A 26,595-nucleotide genomic window follows, 5' to 3' on the forward strand; every position below is an offset into this window, starting at 1 on the left:
CTTAAGAGATGATTTTACGAATTTGATTTGCTTCAGTAATGAGTTGGTGAAAAGTATCGAAATCCTTTTTGATCAAAAGGCTGCGAAACTGCGAAAGCCGACTGATGTGCTCGTCGAGGACGTCCAGCACATTGTCGCGGTTTTGGCGGAAAATGGGAATCCAGGTATCCGGTGAACTTTTGGCCAAACGCACCGTGGAACTAAATCCCGTGCTGGCCAATTCAAAAATGCGCTCAGCGTCCTTTTCTTTGGCCAAAACGGTCAAGGCCAAGGCGAAGGAGCTGATGTGCGAAATGTGTGAAATGTAGGCGGTATGGATATCGTGCTCTACACTGTCGAAATGGGTGATGCTCATGGGGATGGAATGGTAAAGGTCTTCAACAAGTTGCACGGCGTCGGGATCGCTGTCGGCGGTATCACACAGCACCGTGTATTTTTGATCAAAAAGGTTGGGAACAGCCGCTTCAGGGCCGGAGTACTCCGTACCAGCCATCGGATGGGTAGCCACAAAACGCCGCCGCATGGGGTGGCCTTGAACCGATTCCAAAATAGGAACTTTGGTCGAGCCTACGTCAATCACCACCTGTTTGTCAGTAATTTTATCCAGCACCAAGGGGAGGACTTTGGTCATGGAATCTACTGGAGTGGCTACAATGATGATGTCGGATTGGGCAATGGCTTCATCGAGGGGCATGTCCTCGTCGATGAGCCTGCGACGGTAGGCTTTGTCGATGTTGTCCGGATTGATGTCGACACCGATGATGCGCTGTGCAAAGCCATTCTCCTTGAGGGAGATGGCGAGTGAGCCGCCGATGAGTCCGATGCCGATTATTGAGATGGTCATTGTCTGCTTCTTTATCCCACGGCTAAAGCCATGGGTTGATCTTGTTTTGTGGCCTCCCACGGATAAATCCGTGGGTTGGCGTAAATTTTGGACGGTGGAAGGCCAACACACCCACACGTTCACACTCATTCTTACGGATAAATCCGTGGGGTGGCTGCGTTAACTTCTAGCTGGCAATCTGGAATGGCTGCAAGGCTTTGTACTTGGCGATGAGGGTGTGGGCTTCCTGGAATACCTTAGCATCGCTGCACAGGGAGACTCGGATGTAGCCATTGCCTTGGGTGCCGAAGATTCCACCGGGTGTGATGAACACATTGGTGGCTTCCAGGATCGCATCGGAAAGGGTGTAGCCATCAGGGTAGTAGTTGGGGATTTTGGCCCAAACAAACATCCCAACTTGATGGGGATCGTAGCTGCATTCCAGCAAGTCGAGTAGTGCAAAAACTTCCTTGCGCCGAGCACGATAAACATCGTTGAGTTCCGTGTACCAGGAAGGTGGGTTTTGCAGGGCTTGTACTGCGGCTTCCTGAATCGGTTTGAACATGCCAGAGTCCATGTTGCTTTTGAAACGCACCACGGGTTCCAGGTATTCAGCAGCACCAGCCAGCATGCCGACCCGCCAGCCCGCCATATTGTGGGCCTTGCTGAGCGAGTTGAGTTCCAGGGCAACCTCCATCGCGCCGGGTACATTCAACAAACTCATGGGGTTTTCATTCAGGATAAAGGTGTAAGGATTGTCGTTGACCAGCAAGATTTTGTGGGCTTTGGCGAAAGCAACCAGCTCTTTGAAATAAGCTGGGTCAACCTGGGCACCCGTAGGCATATTGGGATAATTGACCCACATGATTTTGACCTTGCTCAAATCCTGTTTAGCCAGAGCATCCAAATCAGCCTGCCAGTTTTTTTCTTCCACCAAATCGTAATCCCTTACCGTAGCACCCGTCAACAAACTCACCGAACGGTACGTGGGGTATCCCGGATTGGGCACCAAAACCTCGTCACCCGCTTCCAAGTAGCTCATCGAGATGTGCATGATGCCTTCCTTGGAGCCAATCAGGGGTAATATCTCCGTATCAGGATTGAGCCGAACGCCAAAATACTCCCAATACCAATCAGCAAAAGCACGCCTCAACTCTGGAATGCCCTGATAACTTTGATAAGCGTGGGTATCCTGCCGTTTGGCTGAAGCGATTAAAGCGTCAACGGTAGCTTCACTCGGAGGCAAATCAGGGCTACCAATGCCCAGGTTGAGCACGTTTTTGCCCTCAGCCCGCATTTGTGCGATTTGTTTGAGCTTAAGCGAGAAGTAATATTCTTCTACATTGCCCATTCTACTTGCCGTCGAAATTATTGGTGTCATGTTTTAAAAGTTCGGAGGTTCCATAGTTCCAAGTTCCAGGGTTCGGGGTTCCAAAGTTCCAGGGTTTGTGGGCTAAAATTCGAATAATGTCCCTTGTTTGTAAGCGCCCAACAACTTCAGGTTGTGCGTAACCGGACGTAGCGCTTCATAAGCCTGATCTACACTTACATGCCCTTCGGCTACATAATCGATGAACAAGCGGTATTCCCAGGGGTGACCAATGATGGGCGCCGACTGGATTTTGGACATGTTGAAGTTGTACGCAGAAAGGATGGCCAGTACCTTATGCAAACTTCCTACGGTGTGGCTGACCGCAAAACTGATGGAAACTTTATCGGCATCAGGGTCGGTTATCGCTTGATCTGCGCGTTGTAGCACGAGAAAACGGGTATAATTTTTCTTGTTGGTTTCGATGCTTTCCGCCAGAATTTCCATTTCATACAAATCGGCGGCCAAGCTGCTAGCAATTGCACCAACATTCGTCAGGCCTTTTTCACGAATGTTGCGTGCGGAAAGTGCGGTGTCTTCGGTACGGATCAATTGAATATGGGGGTATTGACGGAAAAACTCCAAACATTGCTCGATGGCAACAGGGTGGGAGTGGACCTCGGTCAGGTCTTCAATTTTGACGCCAGGTAGCACCATCAGATTTTGTTTGACCCGCAGGTAAACTTCCCCAACGGCTAAAAGATTGGCTTGATCCAGGAGTTTGTAGTTGCTCATTAAGCTACCTGCCAGAGAGTTCTCAATGGCCATCAGGGCTGCGTCCATTTCTTCGCCTGCTTCCAGTTTTTCAACCAGCTCTTCAAAGGTCAAACAGGGAACGATGTCGATGGGACGGCTTTCGAAGCACAAACGTGCGGCAATTTCGTGGAAGGCACCCGGGAACCCCTGGATGCCCACTCTTAGGTTTGCCGCCTCTTGGTCGGCTTCTTTTTCTGATTCTGCAAGTAGCGTTTGCATGTGCCTTTTTTTACCCACAGATAAATATCCATGGCTTGGTTTCCCACGACTAAAGTCATGGGCTGGTTATGTGTTTGTGCCTCCCACGGCTAAAGCCATGGGTTGGTGGTGGCTGGATAATTTGGTTGGAGCTGGTGTATGGGCAAAAAAAAAGTCCCGTTTTGCGGGACTCTTTGTTTGATCTTCAGTTGTTGAACAACAAAATTCAGCAGTCCCTTATGATTGACCATAAAAGTAAAAGCTGAAAAAATAAAAGCTGTTGTTCGAGCGCATGATGATGCCGTTTTTTAAATGCTTCACAAACCTAGAGAATTCTATTTGGAAACGCAACCCCTAAAGATCAATTTTTTTAATTTTTTTACGATTTCAGAAGAAAGGAAGCTGGAAATAAACGATTAGGACTGATTTTTGAACGATTACTGGTCGATAATTGCCGTCTTTTGCGAAAAAATCGGATTTTAATTTGTTAATTTCGCGACTAACCGTATAAAATTAGGATCGTATGCGCGCAATTGACTCTTTGCTGAGCGAATATGGCGAAAGCCATCAGAACAAAATCAATAAAGCTTTTCACTGGATTTGTATTCCAGCCATTGTTTTTAGCTTGATGGGATTGTTGACTGCTATTCCCTCTGCTTACCTGAGTGCTTGGTTACCAGCACAATGGGCACCTTATTTCAACTGGGCGACGATTTTTCTCTTCGTCAACCTGATTTACTATTTCCGCCACTCACTTACCATTGCGATTGGCATGTTCTTGTTTGCTTCTTTTTGCATCATCGGCAACGTTTGGCTGCAACAAAACGTGAACATGCCGCTTTGGCAAACCGCCTTGATCATCTTTGTGGTGGCCTGGATTGGCCAGTTTATCGGCCACAAAATTGAAGGCAAGAAGCCCTCTTTTTTCAAAGACATTCAGTTTTTGATGGTTGGGCCAGCGTGGTTGTTGCACTTTTTGTACAAGAAGGCGGGAATTAAATATTAAGTGAAAAGCGAAAAGTGAATAGTGAAAAGCAGGTACACCATTTGGATTTCACCGTTGGGTATGTTTTTTTCACTTTTCACTTTTCACTTTTCACTTTTCACTCATCACTCATCACTTTTCACTTTTCACTTTTCACTTATTTCCCTAGTTTCCCCATCAACCAATTCGCCACCAATTCATTCTCCTCCGGGAAAGTCCAGTGCCCAGTTTCCTGGAACAACTTGAGTTCTTTGGGTGCAGTGATGGAATTGTAGACGGCCCACATAGAAGTGGGGGGACAAGTTTCGTCGTTGAAGCCCATTGAATAGAAGGTGGGGACTTTGAGCTGTTTGGCAAAATTCACCACATCGTAATACGCTGCCGTTTTGATTTTGGCCTCAGTGTTGTTTTGTGGATTGTTTTTGTCAAAAACATGTGGCCAGCCTCCCGCGCGATTTTTCAAATAACCTACCATATCCGCTAAGGCTGGATAAATTGGTGCGGACCATTTCACCCGTGGATCGAGCGCTGCGGTAACAATGGATAAAGCCCCACCTTGGCTACCACCCGTAACCGCCAAATTACTGCCGTCGTACTGGGGCAAACTCACCAAAAAATCATTGGCACGTACACAACCCAGGTAAACTCGCTTGTAGTAATAACGATCGCGGTCATCCAGATTATAGGCCCAGTAGCCACTGAGGTTGCTGCCCATCATGTCGTTGTACACGCTGGTTTCCATGGTGACAGGTACGCCATGAATGCCAATTTCCAGGGTGATTACGCCTCTTTCGGCGGTACGCACATCACCACCGTAAGGACGAGCGCCAGCACCGGGTACCCGTAGCAATGCGGGATATTTCCCTTCGGCTTTTGGTATACAAAGGATACCATACACCCGGGCACCAAATCTAAAGTTTTGAATGTTGACATGGTACACGTTGACTTTTTCGGTGCAACGCTCGGGGAGCAAAGTCATTTTGGCATCGAGGGGCATTTTGGCCAGCTCGGCCTTGGCACTCTCCCAAAAGCTATTAAAATCGCTTGGCAATTCAACAGCAGGCTGGATTTTGTCAGGATCAATACCCGCCGTGGCCAGGCCTCGGTATTCTTTGCCATCCACCAAGGTAGTGACAATGCAGCGCAAAAAGCCAGGTGTACTCATGCTGCCGCCAGCAATGGTGGTCATGCCCGTTTTGAGCGTAATGGTTTCTTGTTTGGTGGCGGGCATTTTTTCCGGGCCAATTTCGTAACGGATTTTTGCATCCTTGACCAAGTTGCCATTGCGGAAGATCGATACGCTGAAATTGACGTTTTCGCCAGTGCGGTATGTCCAGTTGTCGTGGTCAGTACCCACGATCACTTTGATGAGCCTTTCGACGGGCTGGGCCTGCAAGCTGATGCTGCTCAGCAGCAGACTGAAGAAGAGAAAGGAAAAAAAGAACTGCTTCATGATTGTAGATGTTTTTGTAAAAGAAGTCAATTTCTTTTACATTTGATTAAAAGCATTACTGTTAAAACCCGAAAGTCATGTTTGGTCAAAAAACGGCATTTGATTATACTATTGGGATAATGGCACTTCTGTTGATGTGCTTACAGGTTTACCTTGTTGTGCAATACTGGCCGGATTTGCCCGAACGTTTGCCTACGCATTATAACTTTCAGGGTAAACCCGATGCTTATGGGGCCAAATCGAGTATCTTGTTTTTACCTCTGTTGGGGGTGGGTATATTTGTGATGACGACAGTTGTGGCCATGTATCCGCAAAGTATGAACCTGCCAGTAAAAGTGACAGATGAAAACCGAGAGCAGCTCTATGCAAAGGGAACTCGTTTTGTACACATTTTGCGCTTCTTGATCAGTGTCTTGTTTGCCTATATATTGTGGGGCACGATTGGAGTCGGCCTGGGCTGGCAAAACCAATTGGATAACCGAATTTTGATTGGATTTTTGGGGTTAATGGCTTTGACCATGCTGTGGTTTTTTGTAGGGAAGGCTAAAAAATGAAATTGAATACTTGTTGATTAAATCATCCCGTCATGTTAAAAAAACTCTTCCTCCTGTTTTTGCTGCCCATTGGTTTGGTGCAGGCTCAGCGCACCGTAATCGTAGGTAAGTTCCCATATCAGCGCGATGTTCCTTTTTCCGTAGCATTCATTTCCAATCAGGTAATCTTGATTGATGAATGGGGCAAAGTGGCCGATACCAGCGATGCCCAAGGTCTTTTTCATCTGGAACTAAAGGTGGATAAACCGAGCATCATTCGATTTACGCAACGTGAAAACGTTGAGCTGTACATCCGTCCGGGAGATAGCTTATTGATAGAAATGATCAATGGGCGCAACGTTAGCTTTGGTGGGACGGCAGGCCGTGAAAACAATTTATTGTTCAGCCTGAATCGGCCTTTTATCCCGATTGAAACACAGGAAAACCCCCAAGAATACTCCGCGTTGATTGACACGCTCTTCCAAAAACAGCGTCAAAATTTAAAAACCTACCAAGCAGAGCAAGTTGACGAGGGCTTTGTATCCCTTTATACTGCAAAGGCTCAAGCTCAGTTTTTGGAGGATAAAATTAGGGTTTTGGAATTCATGCAAAAAGAAGCTTGGGAAGGAACTTTAAAGGATCGGGTGGAAAGACAAATTCGCAATTTACCTTTGGTAGATGAAGTTCACGCCGAGGCTTACATCAATGCCTTGCATCGCTTGTTTACCTTGGAAGTGCAACAAATAATGGGGGTAGACTGGTCGGCAAATGAGCGCAACGCCGAGATCGCCTATCCGCCGGGCTATCAGGATGTGTTTCGTAGGCACTGGCAAGAACGTTTGGCTGAATTGCCTAAACTGAAACAGTATTTTGAAATAGAAGAGTGGGTCGCGGAAATCCAGTTTTGCACCAAACTGGAAAAATTGCCACTGGCAGCTACGGCTTTGGAGCGAATTAAACAGGTTAAAGATTATCCCACCCTCCATCAAGAAATGGAGTTGGCATATCGGAAAAAGGTGATTCTCCTAAAAATGAAAAAGCTTCCAGCAATGGCCTGGCAAACTGCAAGCGGACAAGCTGTTGAAATGAATCCGAGCTCAGACCAGCGCACTTTGGTGGTGTTCTGGGATGCCAACAAAGCAGAAAGTGTAGCCGCTTTCCGGCAATTTCAGGAAAAAACAAGCATCCAATTTCTAGGTCGCTTACAGGATAGTGTGCTCAATACAATAAATCGGCAAAAGATCATTTGGGTACAAGTTGGTGCTGACCTTTCAAAATGGAAGCAAGTCATCGAAGAAGTACCGGTCATTTACCAAACGGAACACTATCTTATGAAAGAAATTGGCACTTTACAGCCTTACCTCTACGAAGATAAACTCCCAGTCGCGTTTAATTTGAAAGCAGACCAAACGATAGAAAGCATTACTAACCGCCCAACTGCAATTGACGTTCCTTCTTGGGTAGTTGAAACAGTGGGAGGAAGAATTATTTGGAGGCGTCAAAAGGAGTAATTTCAAAACGATACCCAACGCCGTGTACACTCACAATTTTAATGTTTTCATCCTCTTGCAACAACTTGCGCAAACGGGAAATGAATACGTCCAAGCTACGCCCGACCAGCATGCCTTCATCTTGCCAAATCGCTTCGAGGATGCGTTCGCGGTCTAGTACCTGGTTGGCATTTTGGATCAAATAGTTGAGGAGTTTGGCTTCGCGGAAGGTCAGGTTTTTCAGCTGGCCATTTACCCACAGGGTTTGATTGGCAAAGTCAAAGCTACTTTGACCAAAGCGGAGTTGCTTAGGGTCGTTTTCTTCCAATTGGGCCTCTTCTGGGATTGGATGCGTTTTTCTACGGTACAACACCGTTCCCAAAGCGGCAAGAAAAAGAAAACCACTCAATAGTAAAAAACTGGTTTTCCAGGGATTGGGCTGGGGGATCACTTTATCCAAAAAACTCAATTCGATGTTCAGACAATCGGCTGCGAGGTCGCGGCCACCACATGGTACCTCGCCGTCTAGTTCCAAATCGCTGGCGGAATAGCCCAGTATCAATTCATTGTCCTTGCAGCGCAGCACTGCAACGTTGTAATCCATCCGAATGCTTTGGCGCAACAAGGCTCGGCGTAAAATTTGCGGCAAACTATCGTAGTTGAAGGGGTGCTCCAAACGCAGTAACCAGGTATGGGCATCTTTTCTGCGCACTGGAGCAATGGTTGAAGTGCTGTCACCAGCCAAATCCAGCAGTCGGTCTCCTGTTTCGCGCAGGGCTAAATTGACCCGAGTAGACTCCAATGGAGGTGTATCGCCTTTATTATCCGGCCACCAAACTGCCGAAAGGATAAACACCGCCAGCACCACCAGACTCAGCGGCAATCCCCACCTTTTGATTTTTTCTGTGTTCATGCTACAAAATTAAGGTCTTTTGAGCTTCCAAAAACAGGTTTTACATTTCATTTACATTGTTTTACCCCGCTTTTACCCCCTTTACACTCCCTGCCCTTAGGTTTGTGGCATTGGAAGATAATTCCTCAATCGTCACAACTTTAAAATCAAAAAACTATGCGCATTTTTCAAATCTTGCTGTTTTGCTCTTTTTTTAGTGCCACTGTGTTGGTAGGGCAAAACGATTCTATATGGGTAGGGCAAAACGATTTTACCAATTGCACCGCCGTATTGCTGAACGATAAAATGGTGGTCAACGAATACACCCCTACGGGGAAATGTGAATTGGCCATAGATGCTAAAGGCATCTTTACGATTCAACCGGTCAGTCTGCAAGACAAAGGTGTGGTGATTCCGCAAGGCAAGCGCCCTTTCAAAATCGCTATTAAGGATTTTAATACCAAAACCATGACTTTATTTTCGGATCAAACGTATACGGAAATAGAGGTAAGCAAGGTATTGAGCCAATGTAGAAAAGGGGATCATATTGTATTCATCACCCTGGATCGTGAATTGGCCTTGCAGCACAATGAGGTATTGGTGAAGTAATTTCCGAGTAACGCAATATTTAAAAACCAAAGCGACATTCTTTTTCACAAAGAAAACACAAAGGTACACAGAGGACACAAAGACCGTCAACGCCTAACTTTGTGTCCTTTGAGTTCTCTTTTTTATCCTTTGTGAAAAAGAATGTCGCTTTGGTTTTGAGAAACAGAGCTGCATCAAAATCCGAAATCGTTTCCTCAGCGACATTGAACTGTGCTCAAAGCCCTTAACTTCGTCAAAAAAAACATGAAACCATTCATCTTCCTTTGCTTCCTGCTGTGTTCCACCCTTCAGCTCAGCGCTCAAAAATTCCCCGGCTTGGACAAAAGCCCGCTGGACGTCAGTTATTACCCCCATGATTTTGCCCATGACCGCAAATTTGCGCCGGATAAAATTGGTGGTGCCGATGTAGCAGCCGTCGTGCGGGTCATTTACAGCCGTCCAGCTAAAAAAGAGCGGGAGGTTTTTGGGAAACTGATTCCCTTTGGCAAAGTGTGGCGATTGGGTGCCAATGAAGCCACCGAGATCAAGTTTTATCAGGATGTTACCTTAGGTGGTAAGCCAGTTAAAGCTGGCACTTATGCCTTGTTTGCAATTCCCGATCAGGAGGAGTGGACGATTGTGCTGAATGGAGAATTAGACCATTGGGGTGCGTATAGCTACAAGGAAAGCCTGGACGTATTGAGGGTCAAAGTGCCGGTTAAAAGCACCGCCGATGTGGTGGAAAACTTGGCAGTCGCTTTTGAAAAAGCAGATGCAAAAGCGGCAACCATGCGGATAGCATGGGATAAAACGATGGTAGAGGTACCTGTTGAATGGAAGTGACGGAACACTTAGTCGTTTCTAATTCAAACCAAAGCGACATTTTTAAGCACAAAGGACACAAAGGCAGCACAAAGTGCACAAAGGACCGTCAACGTCTAACTTTGTGTGCTTTGTGCTAATATGTCGCTTTAGTTTTGGGACAAAGTGGTATTCCGAAATCAATTGAGTGCATGACAAAATTGCAGGTCTTTTTCTCCGTGATTCAAGTCGTCCATTTGGTAGAACTTTTGGCCGTAACCACTGCTGCCGCGGTTATTGACGGCGAGCACGGCATAGCCATTGTTGACCAGATATTGGATCAATGGGTTATAACCTACCCGTGACTGCCCGCCGGGTCCACCATGTACCCAAACCAGTGCTGGAACTTTGTTTTGCGCCGAAGCTTGTTGTGGTTTGTAATAAATGGCAGGAATGTCGACGCCATCATAGGATTTGTAGCGCACAACCTCTACTGCCACCAAATCCTCAGGGTTGATTTCTTTGTTCAAGGTTTCGGTCAATTTTTTTAACTCCTTGGTTTTGAAATCATAGACGTAAAGATTGGAAGGAGCTTTGGAGGTTCCTACGGTCAGTCGCATTTTACTTTCACTAGGGGAGATGCTGACCGAAGCGACGTCGCCATCGGGGATTTCAGGCAACTCCACTTCTTTCCCACTCTTGATGTCGATGACTTTTAGTTCATTTTTGCCATCTGCATTTACAGCAACGACGCGGTATTTTTCATTTTCGGAATCATAGGAGTACATCACGTCCCAGTTGGTGGCAAAAACTTCCTTACGTTTGCCGTCAGCGAGGTTGTAGGCTTCGAGGGATTGAAATTCTTTGCTGGCATTGGAGAGGTCAAAAAAACGTTCGTCGCGTTAGTTCGAGGTGTAATACATCGTTTTTTTGTCGAGGCTCCAGCCAAAAAAACTGGCTTTTTCTTTGGGTGCGGGAGTGAGGTCTTGTAATGCCGATCAATGTTTTCTTTTTTGGAAAAAAAACAAGAATCTTTCTATTTTGTGGATCATCCGAATTCTATAGAGAAAACCTTGTAACATGAACATCAAATCCATCGAGGTCTGGCGGCAAAATCTGGCACTCTCCCGACCCTATACCATAGCATACCACACGACTACCGAGGTTGAAAATGCATTCCTCTTGATTGAGCTGGAAAACGGCATCCGAGGCATTGGCGCAGCATGCCCGATGGATTATGTGACGGGTGAAACCCTGGAACATACCATGGCTGTTTTGCACTCGGAACCCATCAAAATGTTGGAAGGCAAACCCATCGAGTTGTTTCAGGTGTACATCAAATGGTTTCGGGAAACTTTTGGGAAATACCCGGCTGCCCTGGCCGCATTTGACATGGCCTTGCACGATGCTTTTTGCCAATCAATCGGAATGTCAGTGGTGGATTTTTTGGGCCGGAGGATCGAAAAATTGCCCACTTCGGTGACCATTGGCATCAAGGATGTGGAAGGTACCCTGGCCGATGCACAGGAATTTGTAGAAGCTGGATTTAAGATCTTAAAAGTCAAACTGGGGCAAAACCTGCAATTGGACATCGAACGCCTCGTCAAACTGCGCGAGCGCTTTGGCTACCTCATCGGCATTCGGGTCGACCCCAATCAGGGCTATTCCTATAAAGATTTATTGTTGTTTGATGCTTTGACGGAGTCACTGCACATCGAACTGGTCGAACAACCTGTCAAAGTGAGTGACATGCACTTGCTCGGCGGCCTGCCTGCGGATATGCGCGACCAGATTGCTGCCGACGAGAGTTTGTTGCAACTGCCTTCTGCGCTGCAATTGCTCACGCCCGATCGTACCTGCGGGATTTTCAACATCAAATTGATGAAATGTGGGGGCATTCAAGCGGCCCAGGAAATTGCCAATGTGGCTCAATCGGCTGGCATTGACCTGATGTGGGGTTGCAACGATGAGAGCATTGTGAGCATTACGGCTGCGCTGCACGTGGCCTTTGCGCAGCCGCATACAAAGTACATCGATCTGGATGGTAGTTTTGATTTGGCGCAGGATGTGGTGAAAGGGGGATTTGTGTTAGAGGATGGGTATATGTGGCCGAGTGATAAGGCGGGATTGGGTTTGGAATTATTGTAGGGGCGCCCCTAGGTGGGCGCCCACAGATACAATCGAGACCGTTAGGTCGCCTGCGAATGTGTTTCAATTCGTGAGTAAAACCACAAATGTGTTCCCTCGATAGAGGAAAGCCACAAAGGGCTTTCCCTACACGATATCCACATTCCGCTCCACCCGTTGCGCCTCCAACTTCTTGGGTAGCGTAATGATCAGTACACCTTCCTCCTGCTTCGCTACAATCCCTTCCGTCTCGATCTCTTCATTCAAGTGGAAGACCTTCTCAAAAGACTTGATCGGAAACTCCTGACGGATAAAATTCGGCCGATAATCCTCGGGAATTTCGCGGGTACCACTTACATACAGCACGTCGTCGACTACCGTAATGCTAATGTTGGCCTTGTCGTAGCCGAGGGCGTAGAGGTGAATTTCGTAGTACGTATCCGTTTCCGCTACGTTGGCTGGAATGTTGTACTTAGGCCGACGGTGCATGCCTCCACCGTGCTGGTGGCGGCCCTGATGACGACCATGATGTTGATGTTTTGGGGCACAGTTTGCCCACTTGGCCATTGCGTGTTGCCAATGCATAATGAATGGTTTTGAATGGGCGACCACCCTGGCCGCCCTCAATGAATAATTGATATGGAATGAAATGGTATTTGTGGGGGTACCCACGTAGGGGCACCCCTACGTGGGTGCCCGCAATGCGGATTTTACACCAAATCCCGGTCGTTGTACAAGGGCCGGTTGTCGTCCTGGATTTCTACCTTTCTGGCTCCACATCCCCGGCTGAATTTGTGGCGGAATGCCTCGTATTCTTCATCGCTCATGCCGCGGATGCGGTCGGCAAAAGCGGGGACATGGTGGCCCCAAAAATGTCGACGCCACTTGCGCCGCATCATGAATTTAAAGATGGCCCCAAAGATGAAAAACATCAAAAAAGCTTTGAACAGGAAAAAGGGTACCAGCCACAAACCCATGAACAGTAGCAGGGCTGGTGCAAAAAATAGCACTTTCATTTCTTTATGTTTTGAGATTTAACAATCGGTGATTTCTCGTCACATTTGGGTAGACGGGGAGGCGGGGAAATTACTTTAAAAAATGTGGGATTTTTTTGAAGATATTTTTAAGTCGCTGGATACCAGGCTTTTTACCCACGAATAAATTCGTGGGTTGGTGCGGTGGGGTGGCCTCCCACGGATAAATCCGTGGGTTGGCGGAAACTTCTGAGGGAATGGAAGGCCATCACACCCACACGATCACACTTCACACACCCACCCTATCTTGGTGGCCTCCCACGGATAAATCCGTGGGTTGGCGATCTCTTGGGCATGGGGCAGCCACATAGGGCTGCACCCTATCTCGGGGGCTGGCAGCGTTTTTTCCATTCCGATTTGAAGCGCTCGCGTTCTTCGTCGTTCATGCCCATCCATTTTTCACGCCAGTGTTGGGCTTTGGGGTGGTTGGGGCCTCCGCCGCGACCTCCAGGGCCATTGAAGCGAAAACCGCCGAAGAGAATGCGGCAGAGGAGCAGGAGGCCTACGGCTTGCCAAAAATTGATGCGCTGGAGTGGAGTAAACTCGGCCAGGGTGTAATTCCACAACAGCATCACTACATAACCCATCAGCATAAAGAATAGCGGGAAGGCGAGGATGAAGAACCCTATTTTTCTTTTCCAGTATGGTTTCATGGCTTAATCGTTATTGAGTTCATCGTACAAGGCTTGGAGGCGTTGGCGCAGGTGTTGCACCGCGTAGCGCTTGCGCGAGATGATGGTTTTTAAATTTTCCTGGGTTTTGTCGGCAATTTCTTGCAAGGTCAGGTCTTCCAGTTCATTCCACACAAAAACCTGGCGTTGGTTTTCGGGTAGTTCGTCGAGGGCACTCATGAGGGTTTGCCAGAAGACTTCTTTAAAAAACTCGTCTTCGGGCGAATGGCTGTCCGAGAGGAGGATTTCTTTGACGTTGAGGTTGCCCTCTTCGTCTTCGTAACTCAAGTCGTCCAGGGATTCGGTGCCCTTTTGGCGATAGGTATCGGTGATGCGGTTGCGCGCCACCTGGTGGAGCCACCCGCTAAGGCTTTCAATTTCGTCCAAATTGCCGAGGCGACTGAGCTGCACCCACACATCCTGGAGGATGTCCTCGGCTTCTTCCTCTGTACGTACGCGCCCACGGATGAAGCGGAATAAGCGGCTCCCGTAGTTGCGGATGGTGGAGAGGATGGTGGTTTTTTCGCTCACAAATCGAATTTGAGGATAAATGTAATAAAAATAGTAAAAGGCTCAATACCCCAGCACTGTATCATCATCCGCTCGATTGTCCGCCACACCTTCCAGCTTTCCATCCTTGCGCAGCAAGATCGACTCCACCAATCCAATGCCTGACCATTCCACGATTTTATGCCCCATCGCCTGTAGCTTTTTACGGGTTGCGTCGTTAGCCGCACCCTTTTCCAGGTACAACTCGTCGGGCGACCATTGGCTATGGAAACGTTTGGCGTGGGTCGCGTCGGTCATGTTCATCTTGAAGTCGATGACATTGGTGATGACTTGAAACACTGAGGTGATGATGGTTGTACCGCCGGGAGTGCCTACCACCATACAGAGTTGACCATCTTTGGTGACAATGGTGGGGGTCATGCTGCTCAAGGGCCGTTTGCCGGGCACAATGGCGTTGGCATCGCCACCGATGGCACCGTAGAGGTTGGGTACACCGGGTTTGGCGCTGAAGTCGTCCATTTCGTTGTTGAGCAAAAAGCCAGCACTACCAACTACAGTCAGGGCGCCGTAGCCGCCGTTGAGGGTCGTGGTGATGGCAACAGCATTACCCTCCATATCCACGATGCTGTAATGCGTGGTTTGTTTGCTTTCTTTCCCCGTAAATTCTCCGCCCTCGATGGCCTTGCTGGGTGTCGCTTTTTGGGGATCAAAATTGGCGAAACGCTGTTGGATGTATTGGCTATCCAACAAATTGGGAATCGGAACACTGTAAAAATCTGCATCCCCCAGGTGTTTGGCCCGATCGGCGTACACGCGACGTTCTGCTTCGGTAAAGAGGTGGATGTGCTCAGGTGAATGGAACCCCATTTTACCAAAATCATAAGGCTCAACCATGCCCAAGAGCTGAAACAGCGCAATCCCGCCGCTGGAGGGTGGAGGCATAGAAATCAAGTCATAACCCCGGTATTTACCCAACATGGGTTTACGCCAAACGGCATGGTAATCGGCCATATCCTGAGCCGTGATCCAGCCGCCGCCGCGCTGCATTTCCGCTGCGACCAAATCGGCAGTTTTGCCTCCGTAAAAACCATTTCGTCCCTGGTCGCGGATGCGTTGAAGGGTTTCGGCCAGTTCGGTTTGGATCAACAGGTCGCCCACTTTCCAGGTTTGGGCGCTGTCTGCTTTGACAAAAGCGCAAGCCTTGGTGTTGTTGAGGAGGAAGCCTTTCCGATATTCATTGAGCCCAGCGGCCTCGGCTTCGGTGATGTGAAAGCCTTTTGCTGCCAGATCCATCGCTGGCTGGACCAGTCGCTTCCAATCCTTGAGTTTGGAATACTTTTGAAACATTTGCCAACAACCTTCCACACTGCCGGGCACCCCAGCGGCCAGATGTCCTTCGATACTTTTGCCGTTGACGACATTGCCTTCGGCGTCGAGGTACATGTCGCGGTGGGCTTTGGCGGGGGCTTTTTCCCGAAAATCCAGGGTGGTTACCTCCTTCCCATCCCCGCTGCGGTAGACCAAAAAGCCTCCTCCACCGATGTTGCCTGCGGCTGGGTAGACTACCGCCAAGGCCAGGTGTACTGCCACGGCGGCATCGATGGCGTTGCCACCATCTTTGAGCACGGCAAGTCCTACTTCGGAAGCTAGAGGGTGAGCAGTGCTGACGATGGCACTATCGGCCAGGGTGGATTTTTGGATGGAATAGCCGCTGAATGCTGGTTTTTGTTTGCAGGCGACCAGGGTTAGGAATAAGAGGGCAAAGAGGTAATGGTTGAGGCGCATGGATGAAGGGTTGAATGAGTCGAAAATAGGGGTATTGCAGCTCCGCTGCTGGGGTTTTCACCACCTTAGAAACTTTAGGCACTTAAGATACACCTCAGGAGAAGTTACATCTAAAGTGTGTCTTAAGTGCCTAAGGTTCCTAAGGTGGTGAAAAAAAAATCAAGCAACGCGCAAACCGTTAGGCACTGCCCGCTCTGGTTGCAACAAAGTAATGGTTTTATCCGCACCGACCAAACCCAGTACCAAACACTCCGAAAAGAAATTGGCGATTTGTTTGACCGGAAAATTGACCACCGCGATGACTTGTTTGCCGATCAGACCTTCCTTTTGGTACAACACGGTGATTTGGGCCGAACTGCGTTTGATGCCCAGTTCTCCAAAATCGATCGTGAGTTGATACGCTGGATTGAGGGCTTTTTCAAAATCCCGGACTTCAAGAATGGTTCCGACGCGCATTTCTACTTTTTCAAATTCTTCCCAAGTGAGCATTTCTTGTCTAATTTGGTTTTGAATCGGATGAAAATAGAGAATTGATTTTAGAATCAGGTTATTTTTTTCACTCATCCACCCTCATCCGCTTTCTATCCACAATCCCCTCCATTTGGCGACTCCAATGAAAAGTTCCCGACAAATATCATTTTATTTGCCTTGCAGAACCCAAACGTAAACACACCATGAAATTTGTCATTTCCCTAGTCATCACCACGCTTTGTTTGGGATTGCCCGCCGTTGCACAAGCGCAACACGATACCATTCAGGTAAACAAAATCCCCAACCCCATCAAAATAGATGGCGTACTGGATGAAGCATGGGCCAACGCAGCCGTAGCAACTGATTTTTGGCAGTATTTTCCGATGGATACTTCCCTGGCCGGGAATCCAACCGAGGTGCGTTTGTTGTACGACGATAACTTCATCTATTATGTAGCCATTGCCAAAAATCGGCTTCCAGATGTGATGGGTGCTTACGTTACCCCTTCGCTTCGCCGTGATTTCCGGGGCGAAGCCAACGACGCGGTTACTTTTACCATCGATCCCTTTCAGGATGAAACCAACGCTTTCCAATTTGGGGTCAATCCCTTTGGCGTGCAGCGCGAGGGTTTGCTCGTCAATGGGGCGAATGGCTCCTCAGATTTGGATCAAGCCTGGGATAACAAATGGTTTGCTGCGGCCAAACAATACAAAGGTTACTGGATTGCCGAGATGGCCATTCCCTTCAAAACCCTGCGTTACAAGGAGAACAGTCGGTTTTGGAATGCCAAATTTTACCGAATCAGCAGTGATGGCCCCGAACGATCGAGCTGGCCCAAGGTGCCCCGGCAATATCCCATTATCAATCTGGCTTATCATGGCGTGATGGCTTTCGATCAAGCTTTGAAAAAGCCAGGGGCCAACGTTTCGATCATTCCCTATACCCTGGCCAATTATACTGAAAATCGGGTTGATGTTCGCAATTTTCAAAGTGGATTTAGTACGGGTGGTGATGCTAAAATTGCAGTAGGCCCGGCCTTGAATCTGGATTTGACCATCAATCCCGATTTTTCACAAGTAGAAGTGGACCAGCAGGTGGCCAACCTGGATCGGTTTGAAATTTTTTTTCCGGAAAGGCGGCAATTTTTCCTAGAAAATGCTGACCTCTTTGCGGGCTTTGGAAGTGATAATTTGCGCCCGTTTTTTTCTCGCCGCATCGGCATTGCGAGAGATACAGCTACTGGGCTCAATGTGCAAAATCCCATTTATCTGGGTGCCCGCCTGAGTGGAAAGCTGGATAAGAACTGGCGTATGGGGCTCCTAAGCATGCAATCTGCTCGCGATTACGAGATTGCTCAACCTTCTACCAACTACACGGTTGGCGTGCTGCAACGCAAGGTTTTTTCAAGATCCAATATTGGCTTTATTGCCATTAACAAACAAGCCATTCGGGATAAGCTGTTGGAACAGGCACCCTACGATTACAATCGGGTCGTGGGTGTAGATTACAATCTGGCTTCCAAAGACAACCGCTGGACGGGCAAGTTTTTTCATCATCAAAGTTTTGATCCTGGATCAAAAGCAGGCAAAAACAGCGTATCGGCAGCTACCTTGTCTTATACGGTGGTCAATTGGGATTTTGATTTGACGGTACAGGATGTGGGGGCCAATTTTAATCCGGAGGCGGGCTTTGCGCGGCGCACCGATTACCGCCGGGCTGCAGGGAATTTCAACTGGAAGTTTTATCCCAAAAAAGGAAGTTTGCAAAGTCATGGCCCCGGCATAGACTTTGACGTGTTGGGCAATGATACCTATGGCACTACCGATTGGGATTTAAACCTGATGTACAACTTGCGTTTTCGCAATTCCACCATTCTGGATTTGCGCCTTCGTCGGGAGTTCGTCTTTTTGTTTGATGCTTTTGACCCTACCAATTCCGGTGGACTCAAACTCCCGGCGGGTACGGGTTATGCGTACAACCTGCTGCGGTATCACTTGGTTACGGATGCTCGGCAACCTATTTACGCAGATATTGCGGGGCGAATAGGCCAGTACTTCAACGGTTCTCGAATCAATGTAGAGGGCACCCTGAATTATCGGCGGCAACCTTTTGGGATTTTTGGCCTTAGTTTTAGTTACAATCGCATTCGTTTGCCCCAACCTTATGCCGACGCTAATTATATTTTAATTGGCCCCAAGATTGACCTTTCTTTTTCCCGGAGCCTCTTTTGGACTACCTTCATTCAATGCAACAACCAGATCAACAACGTCAACATCAACTCTCGGTTGCAGTGGCGTTTTCGGCCAGTATCCGATATTTTCCTGGTGTATACCGACAACTATTATTCCGAGACTTACGTCAATAAAAACCGGGCTTTGGTGCTTAAATGTACTTATTGGTTGAATCTGTAACGTTTAGGAAGGTTTAGGAGGTTGAGGCTACTGCAGTGGCGTTGACAGTCAAGCTACTGTAATGGTTTAGTCGATTTTTAGGATGAAAATCAGAAAAATTTGAACAATCGTTCAATAAAAAGTGTATTTTTGTACAAAACCTAAAATCGATGAGCAATCTCGACTCTGCAAGCCAAGCCTTAGCCGAAGCTTTTTCGGCAGTAGAAGCCCTGTTTACCCAGGTAGACGATGAAAAAATCAACTTTAAACCCAGCGAAAAATGGTCTTTTGGCGAAGAAATGGTACACCTGATCATGTCCACCAATGGTACTGCATTGGTGCTGGCGAGCCCCGATGAACGGCTTTTACCCAGCGATCACGCTTCGCGTGGCTATGACGCAATTGTTGATGAGTACAAAGCCAAGTTGCTGTTGAACCCCACCATTGGTCAAGCTATTGCAGATAAGGCCGGGAAAACCTACCAGGGGGAAGAATTGAAGGCCAGTTTTGCCAGAGCGGCGCAAAATACTTTGCTGGCGTTGAAATATTGGGACGAAGCCAAGGTCGACCAATGGATGGTTTGGAAACACCCATTGTTGGGCAAAATGACGGCGCGGGAGATGGTGTATTTCACCGTTTACCACACCCGGCATCATTTGGCTACGCTGAGTGTAAAGGCAGCTTAACTACTGCTTCTTCTCGCCTAAAAACTGCTTTTCCCCCACCAAAATACTCACCTGAAGATGGTTTTCATCAGGTGGAATGGGGCAGGCGTAGCCGTCGCTATAGGCGCAATACGGATTGTAAGCCTTGTTGAAATCGAGCATCAATTCGTTGTCGACGATGTCTTTGATCCGCAAGTCAAGGTAGCGGCCCCCGCCGTAAGTGCTCTCCCCATTGCTGAGGTCTTTGAAGGGCACAAAGAGGTAATCCCGGTACTGGGGCAGGGTATTGCTCAAGCTGCGGTAAATGCTGAGCTGGTGTTCCACGCCATCCAATTTGAATTTGGCGATCCCGTATCGGACATAGGGACGGGTGACACCACTATAGGTTGGTAGTTCAAATGGCTCGGCATCGGGTGTTAGGCTGAACTGGCAAGGCACAAAGTAGCGTTCGTCGACTGGGAAGAATCGTACACTTTTAAGCGCCTTTTTACTCAAAGGGGAAGTTGGATTGGTTTTAAAAGCAGCTAGATAGGCTTTGCGGTGCTGCGCAATAGTTTTGACATACATCGGGTCTGATTGGCTCATCAATTGTAGCCCGACAATGTTACACAAGAGTACAATGATTATTTTTTTCATCTCTTTTCATTTAGCAACTACGCCCTGAAACCAGGGTCGATTGGCGCTATTTTGAATATAGCGATAAGCCCCGCTAGGGGCGAAATTTGGGTAGCAAATGGTGATTCCAGATGTTTTCAAAGTCCCGTCAGGGACGAAATGTGGGTATTAACCCCTCGAGATACCCACATCGCGTCCCTACGGGACTTCGGAATACTTCGGGGCTATTGTTTTCTACCTATATTGCGCCCCTAGCGGGGCTCCCGCTGCTCAAAAACAGAGCCAATCGACTCCAGGAACCCAGGAACCTTGGAACTTAGGAACCTTTAATTGGTCTGCCCCACAAACACAATCTTCCCATTGTCCGGACTTACCTCGATGCGGGTGATTTTTTGGATGTTGTAATACGAAAAATCGGCCATTTTTTTCCAGGTGCGATCCACACCCGGGCGAAAGCGATACAAAATCGGGCCATTGCCCATGATGAGGGAACCGTCGCTCATCAGCGCAAAATCTTCACTGCCGTTCAAGGTATTGACCACCTCACTGACCTGAATGCGGCCTACTGCCCGCTGATCCCACTTCATGATTTTCCAGGGCTGGCTAAAGCTGGAGCTTTTTTGCACAAAATAAGCCCCTAAGCCAGTGATTCGGCGGATGCAGCGGCCCGGGTTGACCGCAATGACTTCTTTGCGTGAACTGCCCACATCCACCCTGGCCAACTGGCTGGGTTTGCCGACCAAAAATAGCAGCAATTCACGGGTGCTGAGCCAGAGGTAATACCCCACATTGTCGATATCGGTAAAAACGGGTTGGCCTTTGCTGGAGCGATTGATCGGAAACTGCCAGAGCCGTTGCAAGGTGTCGCCCTGAGTAAATTCCATCCGCACAGCCGAAAAATTTTGTCCATCGCCAACTGGTCGAGGTGAATATTCCCCATCGGGAGTCTCGGTTACCCTGCTGCGCACTCCTGTGCTCAGGTTGAGGCTGTACAACTCCGGCTGGCTTTCCTTTGGCGATTGGGAAGAGATGTACAACTCATTGTTGCTGAAAAAGAAAGGGTGGTTGTTGTATCCCTTTAGGTTGAAGGCCGAAAGAAACTTGGGGGCCGAAAACTGGAACAAGGTATCGCCCACTTTTTGTACATTGAATACATACAAATGAGAGGCGGGCGGCTGAGCCGATATGCTCAAGCACAAACCAGAGCTTAGGAGCAATAAGAGAAGTGTCTTCATGGTAAATACTATTAAGCGAAGATAGACAAAAGTTTAGACCTTAAATTAGAGTACTTCATCTAGTTTTTTTCTATAGATAGGGATGGCACAATATTTTGCTAAACCAAACACCTCCACAAAATCCAAATCCTGATGAAAACCAAAGACTTTTACGCCTTACTCATTCGGCTATTTTTGGGCTATGTTTTTGCTTCGGCTGGTTTGTGTAAACTCACCGATGGCCAATTTGGGCAATTGATTGGCCCGCCCTTATTGATCAAACAATTGGCCGAATATGACCTCGAACTCTTTGGTCAATTCATCGCCCTTTCTCAGGTGTTGGTTGGGATGATGGTGATGTCACAGCGCTATTCCGTGCTGGGACTGATCATGCTGGTACCCGTGAATGTCAGTATATTGATGGTGACCATCTCTCAAAACTGGAAGGGAACTCCTTATGTAGATGCAGTTTTGGTGGCACTGAATATTTTGGCACTGTTGTATGAATGGAAGAGCCTGAAATTTTTGTTGCTGCCAGATACAATGGAGATCAAAGCGCCAGCGAAAGTAAATGAGTTATTCCCTAATGTATGGTGGGGCACTTTGGGCATTGGGTTTGGGGCATTGGGCGGTCTATTGGGCGTTTGGTCTTTCCCGGCGACTTTGGCTTTTGGCAGCCTGGCTTTTGTGAGCATGTACGTCAATGTATTTACTTTTCAATCGTATTATTTGCTGGAAAAAATCATTCTGGCCTTATCCGGTCTGGCGATTTTGTCGGTTACTTTCGTGGGCTTTTTGCAAAAAGCCATGTGGGTTTTATTGGGTGGTTCAATCCTGTTGGTGTTTGTTTTGTTGTTGGTTCGGACTTTTTTATACAAAAAATGACTCCGGAAGAATGGGATAAGTTAATGAGCAAACACCTGGATCACCATTTACGGCAGTTTGGGGCCTAGAAATGTAATTTTACACCACTTTGAAATAAATGACATCAAAAGATGTTGTAATGTTGTGTATTAATATTTAACACTAAAAGAGGATCTATGAATCGTTTTGCATTTTTCATTTTGTTGCTGGGGATGGGCGTAGGCCTGATCGCCCAGGAAAATGCGGCAGGAATCAGCTTTCAGCAAGGCGAGTTCCAGGCGATGTTGGATAAAGCCAAAGCAGAAAACAAGCTCATCTTTATGGATGTGTATACCACTTGGTGTGGCCCTTGTAAAATGCTGGACCGCAATACTTTTTCAGATGCACAAGTTGGCAGCAAATTCAATGCTGGGTTTGTCAACTACAAACTGGATGCTGAAAAAGGTGAAGGCATCGCCATCGCCCGCAAATATGCAGTAAGAGCCTATCCGAACATGCTCTTTATCAATGGCCAAGGCGAGGTTGTACACCGTGTAGTGGGGTATCGCCCTCCGGAAGAATTGCTGAAGGAAGGAGATGCTGCTGCACAAAAGGCGGCTACGATGAAGCCATTGTCCTGGTTTGATGAAAACTATGCCGCCAAAAAGACCGACAAAAGCTTCATGCAGGCCTATGCGACCCAGCTTAAAATTGCCAACAAGGACAATAGCAAAGTATTGGGCGAGTACCTGGCTTTGTTGTCTCCTGAAGAAAAGGTAGCTGAACCAGCAGTAAAACTTGCTGCGGATAACCTTACCCAATTGGAGGGTCCAGCCTATGAATTGCTAGCGGGCATCATGCGCGAGGCCAGCAAACACCCCCGGGGCGTATTGCAGGCCGCTTACTCCGGGCTGATGCAGGTGAAATCTTCAACGTTCCAAAAGGCGGTGTTGAACAAAGACCGCAAGCTGTTGGACAAACTCATTCAAGTCAGTAAAGAAACGGATGGTCCTGGCGCAACGGCTCAGATTGAACAATACGAGATGGAGTTTGCCAAAGCGACTGGAGATTTGGGCATGATCCGCAAATCCTCGGAGCAAAAGGCCGAAACCTTCATGAAATACAAAAAGGAGGAACTGGCTAAAATGGACGTAGAACAATACGCCCTTTTTAAAAGACAAGCCTTGGCAGAAGGGGTAGATACTACCGCTGCACAGTTCAAGATGATGGAAGACATGATGAAAAATTCTGCCAGCCAAGGCGCAGCCCAGGAGCTGAACAACCTCGCCTGGAGTTACGTCGAAACCATGACCGATAAAGCGGATTGGACCAAAGCGCTGGCCTGGTCGGCGCGCTCACTGGAACTGGACCGCGATGCCAATTACCTGGATACTTATGGCAACTTATTGTACAAGTTGGGTAGAAAACCCGAAGCCATCAAAATCGCCACCGAAGCACTGGAAAAAGCCAACCCAGAACAGCGTGAAGGGTTTATGGAGACTTTGGATAAAATGAAAAAAGGAACCCTGTAGGGATTTCGGAATGGGGATTTCGGATTTCGTTGGATGCCAAGCTTGGAATGCACCGAAATCCGAAATCCCCATTCCGAAATTAAGCCAATTTTTTATGTAAGCCTGTACTGACAAACAACAGCAATAGCGCTCCCAAAAGCGCAAAGAACAATACGCTCAGCCAAAAATTATACACTACAATTGCGATCAGACAAAGCAAGGATAAAATCAAGGCTATCGCTGGTAAAATAGGGTAGAAGGGGGCTTTAAAAGGCCGCTCCAAATCCGGCTCTTTCCGCCGCAATACAAACAAACTCACCATACTCATCACGTACATCACCACCGCACCCAAAGCGGAAAGGATAATCAGTTGCTGCGTTGTTCCCGAACATACCGCGATGATGCCAATCAGCCCTCCAACTAGCAATGCCACATGCGGCGTGTGAAAACGCGGATGGATACGGGCCAATCCACGCGGCAAATAACCTCCACGAGCCAGGGCAAACAATTGCCGGGAATACCCCAAAATGATGCTGTGAAAGGAAGCAACCAGGCCAAACAAACCGATGCCTGCAAACAATTTGGTTAACCCACTGTCCTTCCCCATCACAATGCCAATGGCCTCGGGTAAGGGATAATCGATGGAGGATAAGCGGTGCCAATCGGTAATGCCCCCGGTCAGCAGCATCACGCCGATGGCCAATAAAGCCAGCGTAACAATGCCGGAGATGTAACCTAGCGGAATGGTGCGCTTAGGGTCTTTGCTCTCTTCAGCGACCATCGCGACACCCTCAATGGCCAGGTAAAACCAGATGGCGAAGGGTAAAGCAGCGAATATACCCATATATCCATGCGGCATGCTGTCCCGCATGAAGTTTTCCATCCGAAAATGGGGCGCCACGATGCCCATAAACAACAACAATTCCGCCACCGCCAACAAGGTAACCCCCAAGGTAAACATCGCCGATTCCTTGATGCCCCAAAAATTGATTAGGGAAAAAATGAAATAACAGCCGATCGCAGTGTACAATACATTGAACCCGGGATGCAAAAAATGCAGGTAGCTGCCTAGGGCGTAAGCAATGGCGGGCGTAGCAAATAAAAACTCTACCAAGGTGGCAAAACCAGCGACCAAGCCGCCAATTGGCCCCAGCGCACGCCGGGCATACTCGTATGGCCCACCTGAATGGGGAATGGAAGTGGTCAACTCTGTAAAACTAAAGATGAAGGCCAGGTACATGACCGTTACAATCAAAGTTGCAATAAGGAAACCGACGGTGCCTGCGGCCTCCCAGCCGTAGTTCCAGCCAAAGTATTCGCCGGAGATGACCAGGCCGACGGCAATGGCCCAGAGATGGAGAGGGGTTAGGGCGCGAGTGAGGGAAGTGGTGTTGGACATTTAGAGTTGGAATTGATTGGATTTTGCCTCAATTTAGTTATTTAAGGTTATTTGGCGAGTGTAAATAGTGGCTGTAAGTCTTGATTCGAGAAATCTTTGTTTCACTGCTCGCCGTTAGCCAGTGTGAGAGTAGCAGCTCGCTGAAAATTTTGGCCTAGGTATGATTAGGGGGCAACTGATGTTGGTGAATGTATTGAGCCATTGTTGCCTCCGCCAGGTGCTGTTGTATTTGCTAGTGCTACGAATTCCGGTGCTGAGGGGACGTTTTTCTTGGGGGATTTTGAATAGAACCAGGACACAGGTGTGGTGGTTTTTGTGGCGAGCTGAGGGGGAGTAGTTTACTAATTTCAGAGGCGTTGTTGCATGAATCTCCGCTAAAAAAATAGGCTGATCCGGTTAAATTTGCTTTTGCGAAGAAAAACCCAACCAAAACCAGCCCATGTCAAAGATAGCAAAAGCAGATCAGGGAAGCAACAAGCCAAAGCAAAAATACCAGATTGAAAACTGGTCAAGCTACAATCAGAGCTTAGTCAAGCGAGGCAATATCACCTTATACATCTCGGACGCAGCCATAAAAAGCTGGAATGAGAGTGGGCCCAAACAACGTGGAGGGCAATATGTATACAGTGATATATGCATAGAAACGATCTTCATGCTCAAGACAGTGTTCAAGTTGGCGTATCGTCAAGCCACCGGTTTTACTCAAAGTCTGTTGGGAATAATGGGTTGTAAAGAGCTTAAAGTACCTTGTTACACCCAAGTGAGCCGTCGGGTCCGGGAACTAGATATTCAACCTATGGTCATTAAAACAAAAGGCTCTATCACTATTGCAATCGATTCTACCGGGATCAAAGTGTTTGGGGAAGGAGAATGGAAAGTACGCAAACATGGGTATTCCAAGCGTCGAACCTGGCGTAAGCTGCACTTGGGTGTAGACCCTCAAACTGGCTTTATACATTGCCATACCTTAACCCTTAATGACATTGATGATGGTTCCCAACTCAAAGATTTGCTTGCACAGATCAAGCCTAAAGTCAAAGAAGTGTACCTTGATGGAGCCTACGACCACTTTGAATGCTGGGAAACTTTGATTAAGCAACAAACCAATCCGGTCATTCCCCCACGTGCCGATGCCGTGATTTGGTATGCCAAGGAGCCTGGTGATTCCCCCTATTACCCTCGTAATATGGCCATCGAACGGATCCATGAAGTAGATCGGGCAAACTGGAAAAAGGAGAGTAATTATCATCGACGAAGTTTAGCGGAAACGGCCATGTTCCGTTTCAAAACTATCCATGGCCCCAGCTTTTTCTCCCGGAAATTTGAAACCCAGCAAAAAGAGACCGATATAAAAATTAAGCTCCTCAATATCATGGCAGCCCAAGGTATGCCTGTTTCTAAACCGATAATGACAGTTTAGTTTGTCTAGCAATGGTCTTAGATATTGGCTTTTTATTCATGCAACAACGCCA

25 protein-coding genes and 1 pseudogene are annotated in these 26,595 nt (G+C 47.7%); 11 read left to right on the forward strand and 15 right to left on the reverse strand.

The window, feature by feature from the left end; all coding sequences use genetic code 11:
* Position 1: 1 nt before the first annotated feature.
* The 3 genes from ACEW9O_RS13050 to ACEW9O_RS13060 form a co-directional block, all read right to left on the reverse strand.
* Positions 2 to 973, reverse strand: a complete 972-nt coding sequence (locus ACEW9O_RS13050; protein WP_373550609.1) for a prephenate dehydrogenase — start codon at positions 971 to 973, stop codon at positions 2 to 4.
* Positions 974 to 1,010: 37 nt separating this feature from the next.
* A complete protein-coding gene (locus tag ACEW9O_RS13055; protein WP_373550610.1) occupies positions 1,011 to 2,204 on the reverse strand; it encodes a pyridoxal phosphate-dependent aminotransferase in 1,194 nt (397 codons plus the stop codon).
* A 72-nt stretch (positions 2,205 to 2,276) separates the two neighbouring features.
* Complete coding sequence (locus ACEW9O_RS13060; protein ID WP_373550611.1) at positions 2,277 to 3,167, reverse strand: prephenate dehydratase; 891 nt, start codon at positions 3,165 to 3,167, stop codon at positions 2,277 to 2,279.
* A 502-nt stretch (positions 3,168 to 3,669) separates the two neighbouring features.
* Between ACEW9O_RS13060 and ACEW9O_RS13065 the strand changes: the two genes are divergently transcribed.
* Positions 3,670 to 4,152: a DUF962 domain-containing protein gene (locus tag ACEW9O_RS13065; RefSeq protein ID WP_373550612.1), complete on the forward strand. Its 483-nt coding sequence runs from the start codon at positions 3,670 to 3,672 to the stop codon at positions 4,150 to 4,152.
* 136 nt (positions 4,153 to 4,288) lie between these two features.
* Here the strand turns inward: ACEW9O_RS13065 and ACEW9O_RS13070 are convergent, their stop codons facing one another.
* Positions 4,289 to 5,584, reverse strand: coding sequence for an acetylxylan esterase (locus tag ACEW9O_RS13070; RefSeq protein ID WP_373550613.1), 1,296 nt, complete (start codon positions 5,582 to 5,584; stop codon positions 4,289 to 4,291).
* 77 nt (positions 5,585 to 5,661) lie between these two features.
* On the opposite strand from ACEW9O_RS13070, the gene ACEW9O_RS13075 reads away from it, so the two are divergent.
* Entirely contained in the window at positions 5,662 to 6,138 is a 477-nt protein-coding gene (locus ACEW9O_RS13075; RefSeq protein WP_373550614.1) for a DUF1648 domain-containing protein, read from the forward strand.
* Between the two features lie 32 nt (positions 6,139 to 6,170).
* Positions 6,171 to 7,628 (forward strand): hypothetical protein, encoded by a 1,458-nt coding sequence (locus tag ACEW9O_RS13080; protein WP_373550615.1) that lies wholly within the window; start codon positions 6,171 to 6,173, stop codon positions 7,626 to 7,628.
* On the opposite strand, the gene ACEW9O_RS13085 is transcribed toward ACEW9O_RS13080, so the two are convergent.
* Positions 7,603 to 8,520: a winged helix-turn-helix domain-containing protein gene (locus ACEW9O_RS13085; RefSeq protein ID WP_373550616.1), complete on the reverse strand. Its 918-nt coding sequence runs from the start codon at positions 8,518 to 8,520 to the stop codon at positions 7,603 to 7,605. The two genes, ACEW9O_RS13080 and ACEW9O_RS13085, sit on opposite strands and share 26 nt — an antisense overlap.
* A gap of 156 nt (positions 8,521 to 8,676) precedes the next feature.
* On the opposite strand from ACEW9O_RS13085, the gene ACEW9O_RS13090 reads away from it, so the two are divergent.
* Both ACEW9O_RS13090 and ACEW9O_RS13095 read left to right on the forward strand, forming a co-directional pair.
* On the forward strand, positions 8,677 to 9,108 hold the full coding sequence (locus tag ACEW9O_RS13090) for a hypothetical protein (RefSeq protein ID WP_373550617.1): 432 nt from the start codon (positions 8,677 to 8,679) through the stop codon (positions 9,106 to 9,108).
* A gap of 243 nt (positions 9,109 to 9,351) precedes the next feature.
* On the forward strand, positions 9,352 to 9,930 hold the full coding sequence (locus tag ACEW9O_RS13095; protein ID WP_373550618.1) for a DUF2911 domain-containing protein: 579 nt from the start codon (positions 9,352 to 9,354) through the stop codon (positions 9,928 to 9,930).
* 158 nt (positions 9,931 to 10,088) lie between these two features.
* Here the strand turns inward: ACEW9O_RS13095 and ACEW9O_RS13100 are convergent.
* Positions 10,089 to 10,757 (reverse strand): annotated as a pseudogene (locus ACEW9O_RS13100) (prolyl oligopeptidase family serine peptidase); the annotation flags it as partial.
* 211 nt (positions 10,758 to 10,968) lie between these two features.
* Between ACEW9O_RS13100 and ACEW9O_RS13105 the strand changes: the two are divergent.
* Complete coding sequence (locus tag ACEW9O_RS13105; RefSeq protein ID WP_373550619.1) at positions 10,969 to 12,036, forward strand: mandelate racemase/muconate lactonizing enzyme family protein; 1,068 nt, start codon at positions 10,969 to 10,971, stop codon at positions 12,034 to 12,036.
* 126 nt (positions 12,037 to 12,162) lie between these two features.
* On the opposite strand, the gene ACEW9O_RS13110 is transcribed toward ACEW9O_RS13105, so the two are convergent.
* From ACEW9O_RS13110 to ACEW9O_RS13135, 6 genes are all read right to left on the reverse strand, one after another.
* Entirely contained in the window at positions 12,163 to 12,600 is a 438-nt protein-coding gene (locus ACEW9O_RS13110; RefSeq protein WP_373550620.1) for an Hsp20/alpha crystallin family protein, read from the reverse strand.
* 125 nt (positions 12,601 to 12,725) lie between these two features.
* Positions 12,726 to 13,031: a hypothetical protein gene (locus tag ACEW9O_RS13115; protein ID WP_373550621.1), complete on the reverse strand. Its 306-nt coding sequence runs from the start codon at positions 13,029 to 13,031 to the stop codon at positions 12,726 to 12,728.
* Between the two features lie 338 nt (positions 13,032 to 13,369).
* The gene (locus ACEW9O_RS13120) at positions 13,370 to 13,702 is read right to left on the reverse strand and encodes a hypothetical protein (protein ID WP_373550622.1); all 333 of its coding nucleotides are present in this window, start codon (positions 13,700 to 13,702) and stop codon (positions 13,370 to 13,372) included.
* 3 nt (positions 13,703 to 13,705) lie between these two features.
* On the reverse strand, positions 13,706 to 14,251 hold the full coding sequence (locus ACEW9O_RS13125) for an RNA polymerase sigma factor (protein WP_373550623.1): 546 nt from the start codon (positions 14,249 to 14,251) through the stop codon (positions 13,706 to 13,708).
* A gap of 42 nt (positions 14,252 to 14,293) precedes the next feature.
* Positions 14,294 to 16,015 (reverse strand): gamma-glutamyltransferase, encoded by a 1,722-nt coding sequence (ggt, locus tag ACEW9O_RS13130; RefSeq protein ID WP_373550624.1) that lies wholly within the window; start codon positions 16,013 to 16,015, stop codon positions 14,294 to 14,296.
* 159 nt (positions 16,016 to 16,174) lie between these two features.
* On the reverse strand, positions 16,175 to 16,504 hold the full coding sequence (locus ACEW9O_RS13135; RefSeq protein WP_373550625.1) for a tRNA-binding protein: 330 nt from the start codon (positions 16,502 to 16,504) through the stop codon (positions 16,175 to 16,177).
* Positions 16,505 to 16,689: 185 nt separating this feature from the next.
* Here ACEW9O_RS13135 and ACEW9O_RS13140 point away from each other — a divergent pair, with 185 nt between their 5' ends.
* A complete protein-coding gene (locus ACEW9O_RS13140) occupies positions 16,690 to 18,897 on the forward strand; it encodes a DUF5916 domain-containing protein (protein WP_373550626.1) in 2,208 nt (735 codons plus the stop codon).
* A 149-nt stretch (positions 18,898 to 19,046) separates the two neighbouring features.
* Positions 19,047 to 19,562, forward strand: a complete 516-nt coding sequence (locus tag ACEW9O_RS13145) for a DinB family protein (protein WP_373550627.1) — start codon at positions 19,047 to 19,049, stop codon at positions 19,560 to 19,562.
* Here ACEW9O_RS13145 and ACEW9O_RS13150 read toward each other — a convergent pair whose 3' ends face one another.
* Both ACEW9O_RS13150 and ACEW9O_RS13155 read right to left on the reverse strand, forming a co-directional pair.
* Entirely contained in the window at positions 19,563 to 20,177 is a 615-nt protein-coding gene (locus ACEW9O_RS13150) for a DUF1684 domain-containing protein (RefSeq protein ID WP_373550628.1), read from the reverse strand. It lies immediately after the preceding gene.
* 305 nt (positions 20,178 to 20,482) lie between these two features.
* Entirely contained in the window at positions 20,483 to 21,391 is a 909-nt protein-coding gene (locus ACEW9O_RS13155; protein ID WP_373550629.1) for a hypothetical protein, read from the reverse strand.
* 132 nt (positions 21,392 to 21,523) lie between these two features.
* Here ACEW9O_RS13155 and ACEW9O_RS13160 point away from each other — a divergent pair, with 132 nt between their 5' ends.
* The gene (locus tag ACEW9O_RS13160) at positions 21,524 to 22,255 is read left to right on the forward strand and encodes a hypothetical protein (protein ID WP_373550630.1); all 732 of its coding nucleotides are present in this window, start codon (positions 21,524 to 21,526) and stop codon (positions 22,253 to 22,255) included.
* A 155-nt stretch (positions 22,256 to 22,410) separates the two neighbouring features.
* A complete protein-coding gene (locus ACEW9O_RS13165; protein WP_373550631.1) occupies positions 22,411 to 23,745 on the forward strand; it encodes a thioredoxin fold domain-containing protein in 1,335 nt (444 codons plus the stop codon).
* A 79-nt stretch (positions 23,746 to 23,824) separates the two neighbouring features.
* On the opposite strand, the gene eat is transcribed toward ACEW9O_RS13165, so the two are convergent.
* Positions 23,825 to 25,123, reverse strand: coding sequence for an ethanolamine permease (gene eat / locus ACEW9O_RS13170; RefSeq protein WP_373550632.1), 1,299 nt, complete (start codon positions 25,121 to 25,123; stop codon positions 23,825 to 23,827).
* Between the two features lie 439 nt (positions 25,124 to 25,562).
* On the opposite strand from eat, the gene ACEW9O_RS13175 reads away from it, so the two are divergent.
* Positions 25,563 to 26,543, forward strand: coding sequence for an IS5 family transposase (locus tag ACEW9O_RS13175; protein ID WP_373550633.1), 981 nt, complete (start codon positions 25,563 to 25,565; stop codon positions 26,541 to 26,543).
* Positions 26,544 to 26,595: the final 52 nt, after the last annotated feature.

This window comes from Haliscomenobacter sp. (assembly GCF_041740695.1).
Taxonomy (GTDB): Bacteria; Bacteroidota; Bacteroidia; order Chitinophagales; family Saprospiraceae; genus Haliscomenobacter.

What these genes read in the sequence shown, in the direction of transcription:
- ACEW9O_RS13150 (WP_373550628.1), bottom strand. Translation starts at nt 20,177, where the DNA reads ATGAAAAAAATAATCATTGTACTCTTGTGTAACATTGTCGGGCTACAA.
- ACEW9O_RS13105 (WP_373550619.1), top strand. Translation starts at nt 10,969, where the DNA reads ATGAACATCAAATCCATCGAGGTCTGGCGGCAAAATCTGGCACTCTCC.
- ACEW9O_RS13090 (WP_373550617.1), top strand. Translation starts at nt 8,677, where the DNA reads ATGCGCATTTTTCAAATCTTGCTGTTTTGCTCTTTTTTTAGTGCCACT.
- ACEW9O_RS13145 (WP_373550627.1), top strand. Translation starts at nt 19,047, where the DNA reads ATGAGCAATCTCGACTCTGCAAGCCAAGCCTTAGCCGAAGCTTTTTCG.
- eat (WP_373550632.1), bottom strand. Translation starts at nt 25,123, where the DNA reads ATGTCCAACACCACTTCCCTCACTCGCGCCCTAACCCCTCTCCATCTC.
- ACEW9O_RS13115 (WP_373550621.1), bottom strand. Translation starts at nt 13,031, where the DNA reads ATGAAAGTGCTATTTTTTGCACCAGCCCTGCTACTGTTCATGGGTTTG.
- ggt (WP_373550624.1), bottom strand. Translation starts at nt 16,015, where the DNA reads ATGCGCCTCAACCATTACCTCTTTGCCCTCTTATTCCTAACCCTGGTC.
- ACEW9O_RS13085 (WP_373550616.1), bottom strand. Translation starts at nt 8,520, where the DNA reads ATGAACACAGAAAAAATCAAAAGGTGGGGATTGCCGCTGAGTCTGGTG.
- ACEW9O_RS13070 (WP_373550613.1), bottom strand. Translation starts at nt 5,584, where the DNA reads ATGAAGCAGTTCTTTTTTTCCTTTCTCTTCTTCAGTCTGCTGCTGAGC.
- ACEW9O_RS13075 (WP_373550614.1), top strand. Translation starts at nt 5,662, where the DNA reads ATGTTTGGTCAAAAAACGGCATTTGATTATACTATTGGGATAATGGCA.
- ACEW9O_RS13165 (WP_373550631.1), top strand. Translation starts at nt 22,411, where the DNA reads ATGAATCGTTTTGCATTTTTCATTTTGTTGCTGGGGATGGGCGTAGGC.
- ACEW9O_RS13080 (WP_373550615.1), top strand. Translation starts at nt 6,171, where the DNA reads ATGTTAAAAAAACTCTTCCTCCTGTTTTTGCTGCCCATTGGTTTGGTG.
- ACEW9O_RS13060 (WP_373550611.1), bottom strand. Translation starts at nt 3,167, where the DNA reads ATGCAAACGCTACTTGCAGAATCAGAAAAAGAAGCCGACCAAGAGGCG.
- ACEW9O_RS13110 (WP_373550620.1), bottom strand. Translation starts at nt 12,600, where the DNA reads ATGCATTGGCAACACGCAATGGCCAAGTGGGCAAACTGTGCCCCAAAA.
- ACEW9O_RS13120 (WP_373550622.1), bottom strand. Translation starts at nt 13,702, where the DNA reads ATGAAACCATACTGGAAAAGAAAAATAGGGTTCTTCATCCTCGCCTTC.
- ACEW9O_RS13155 (WP_373550629.1), bottom strand. Translation starts at nt 21,391, where the DNA reads ATGAAGACACTTCTCTTATTGCTCCTAAGCTCTGGTTTGTGCTTGAGC.
- ACEW9O_RS13095 (WP_373550618.1), top strand. Translation starts at nt 9,352, where the DNA reads ATGAAACCATTCATCTTCCTTTGCTTCCTGCTGTGTTCCACCCTTCAG.
- ACEW9O_RS13135 (WP_373550625.1), bottom strand. Translation starts at nt 16,504, where the DNA reads ATGCTCACTTGGGAAGAATTTGAAAAAGTAGAAATGCGCGTCGGAACC.
- ACEW9O_RS13160 (WP_373550630.1), top strand. Translation starts at nt 21,524, where the DNA reads ATGAAAACCAAAGACTTTTACGCCTTACTCATTCGGCTATTTTTGGGC.
- ACEW9O_RS13140 (WP_373550626.1), top strand. Translation starts at nt 16,690, where the DNA reads ATGAAATTTGTCATTTCCCTAGTCATCACCACGCTTTGTTTGGGATTG.
- ACEW9O_RS13050 (WP_373550609.1), bottom strand. Translation starts at nt 973, where the DNA reads ATGAGTGTGAACGTGTGGGTGTGTTGGCCTTCCACCGTCCAAAATTTA.
- ACEW9O_RS13055 (WP_373550610.1), bottom strand. Translation starts at nt 2,204, where the DNA reads ATGACACCAATAATTTCGACGGCAAGTAGAATGGGCAATGTAGAAGAA.
- ACEW9O_RS13175 (WP_373550633.1), top strand. Translation starts at nt 25,563, where the DNA reads ATGTCAAAGATAGCAAAAGCAGATCAGGGAAGCAACAAGCCAAAGCAA.
- ACEW9O_RS13065 (WP_373550612.1), top strand. Translation starts at nt 3,670, where the DNA reads ATGCGCGCAATTGACTCTTTGCTGAGCGAATATGGCGAAAGCCATCAG.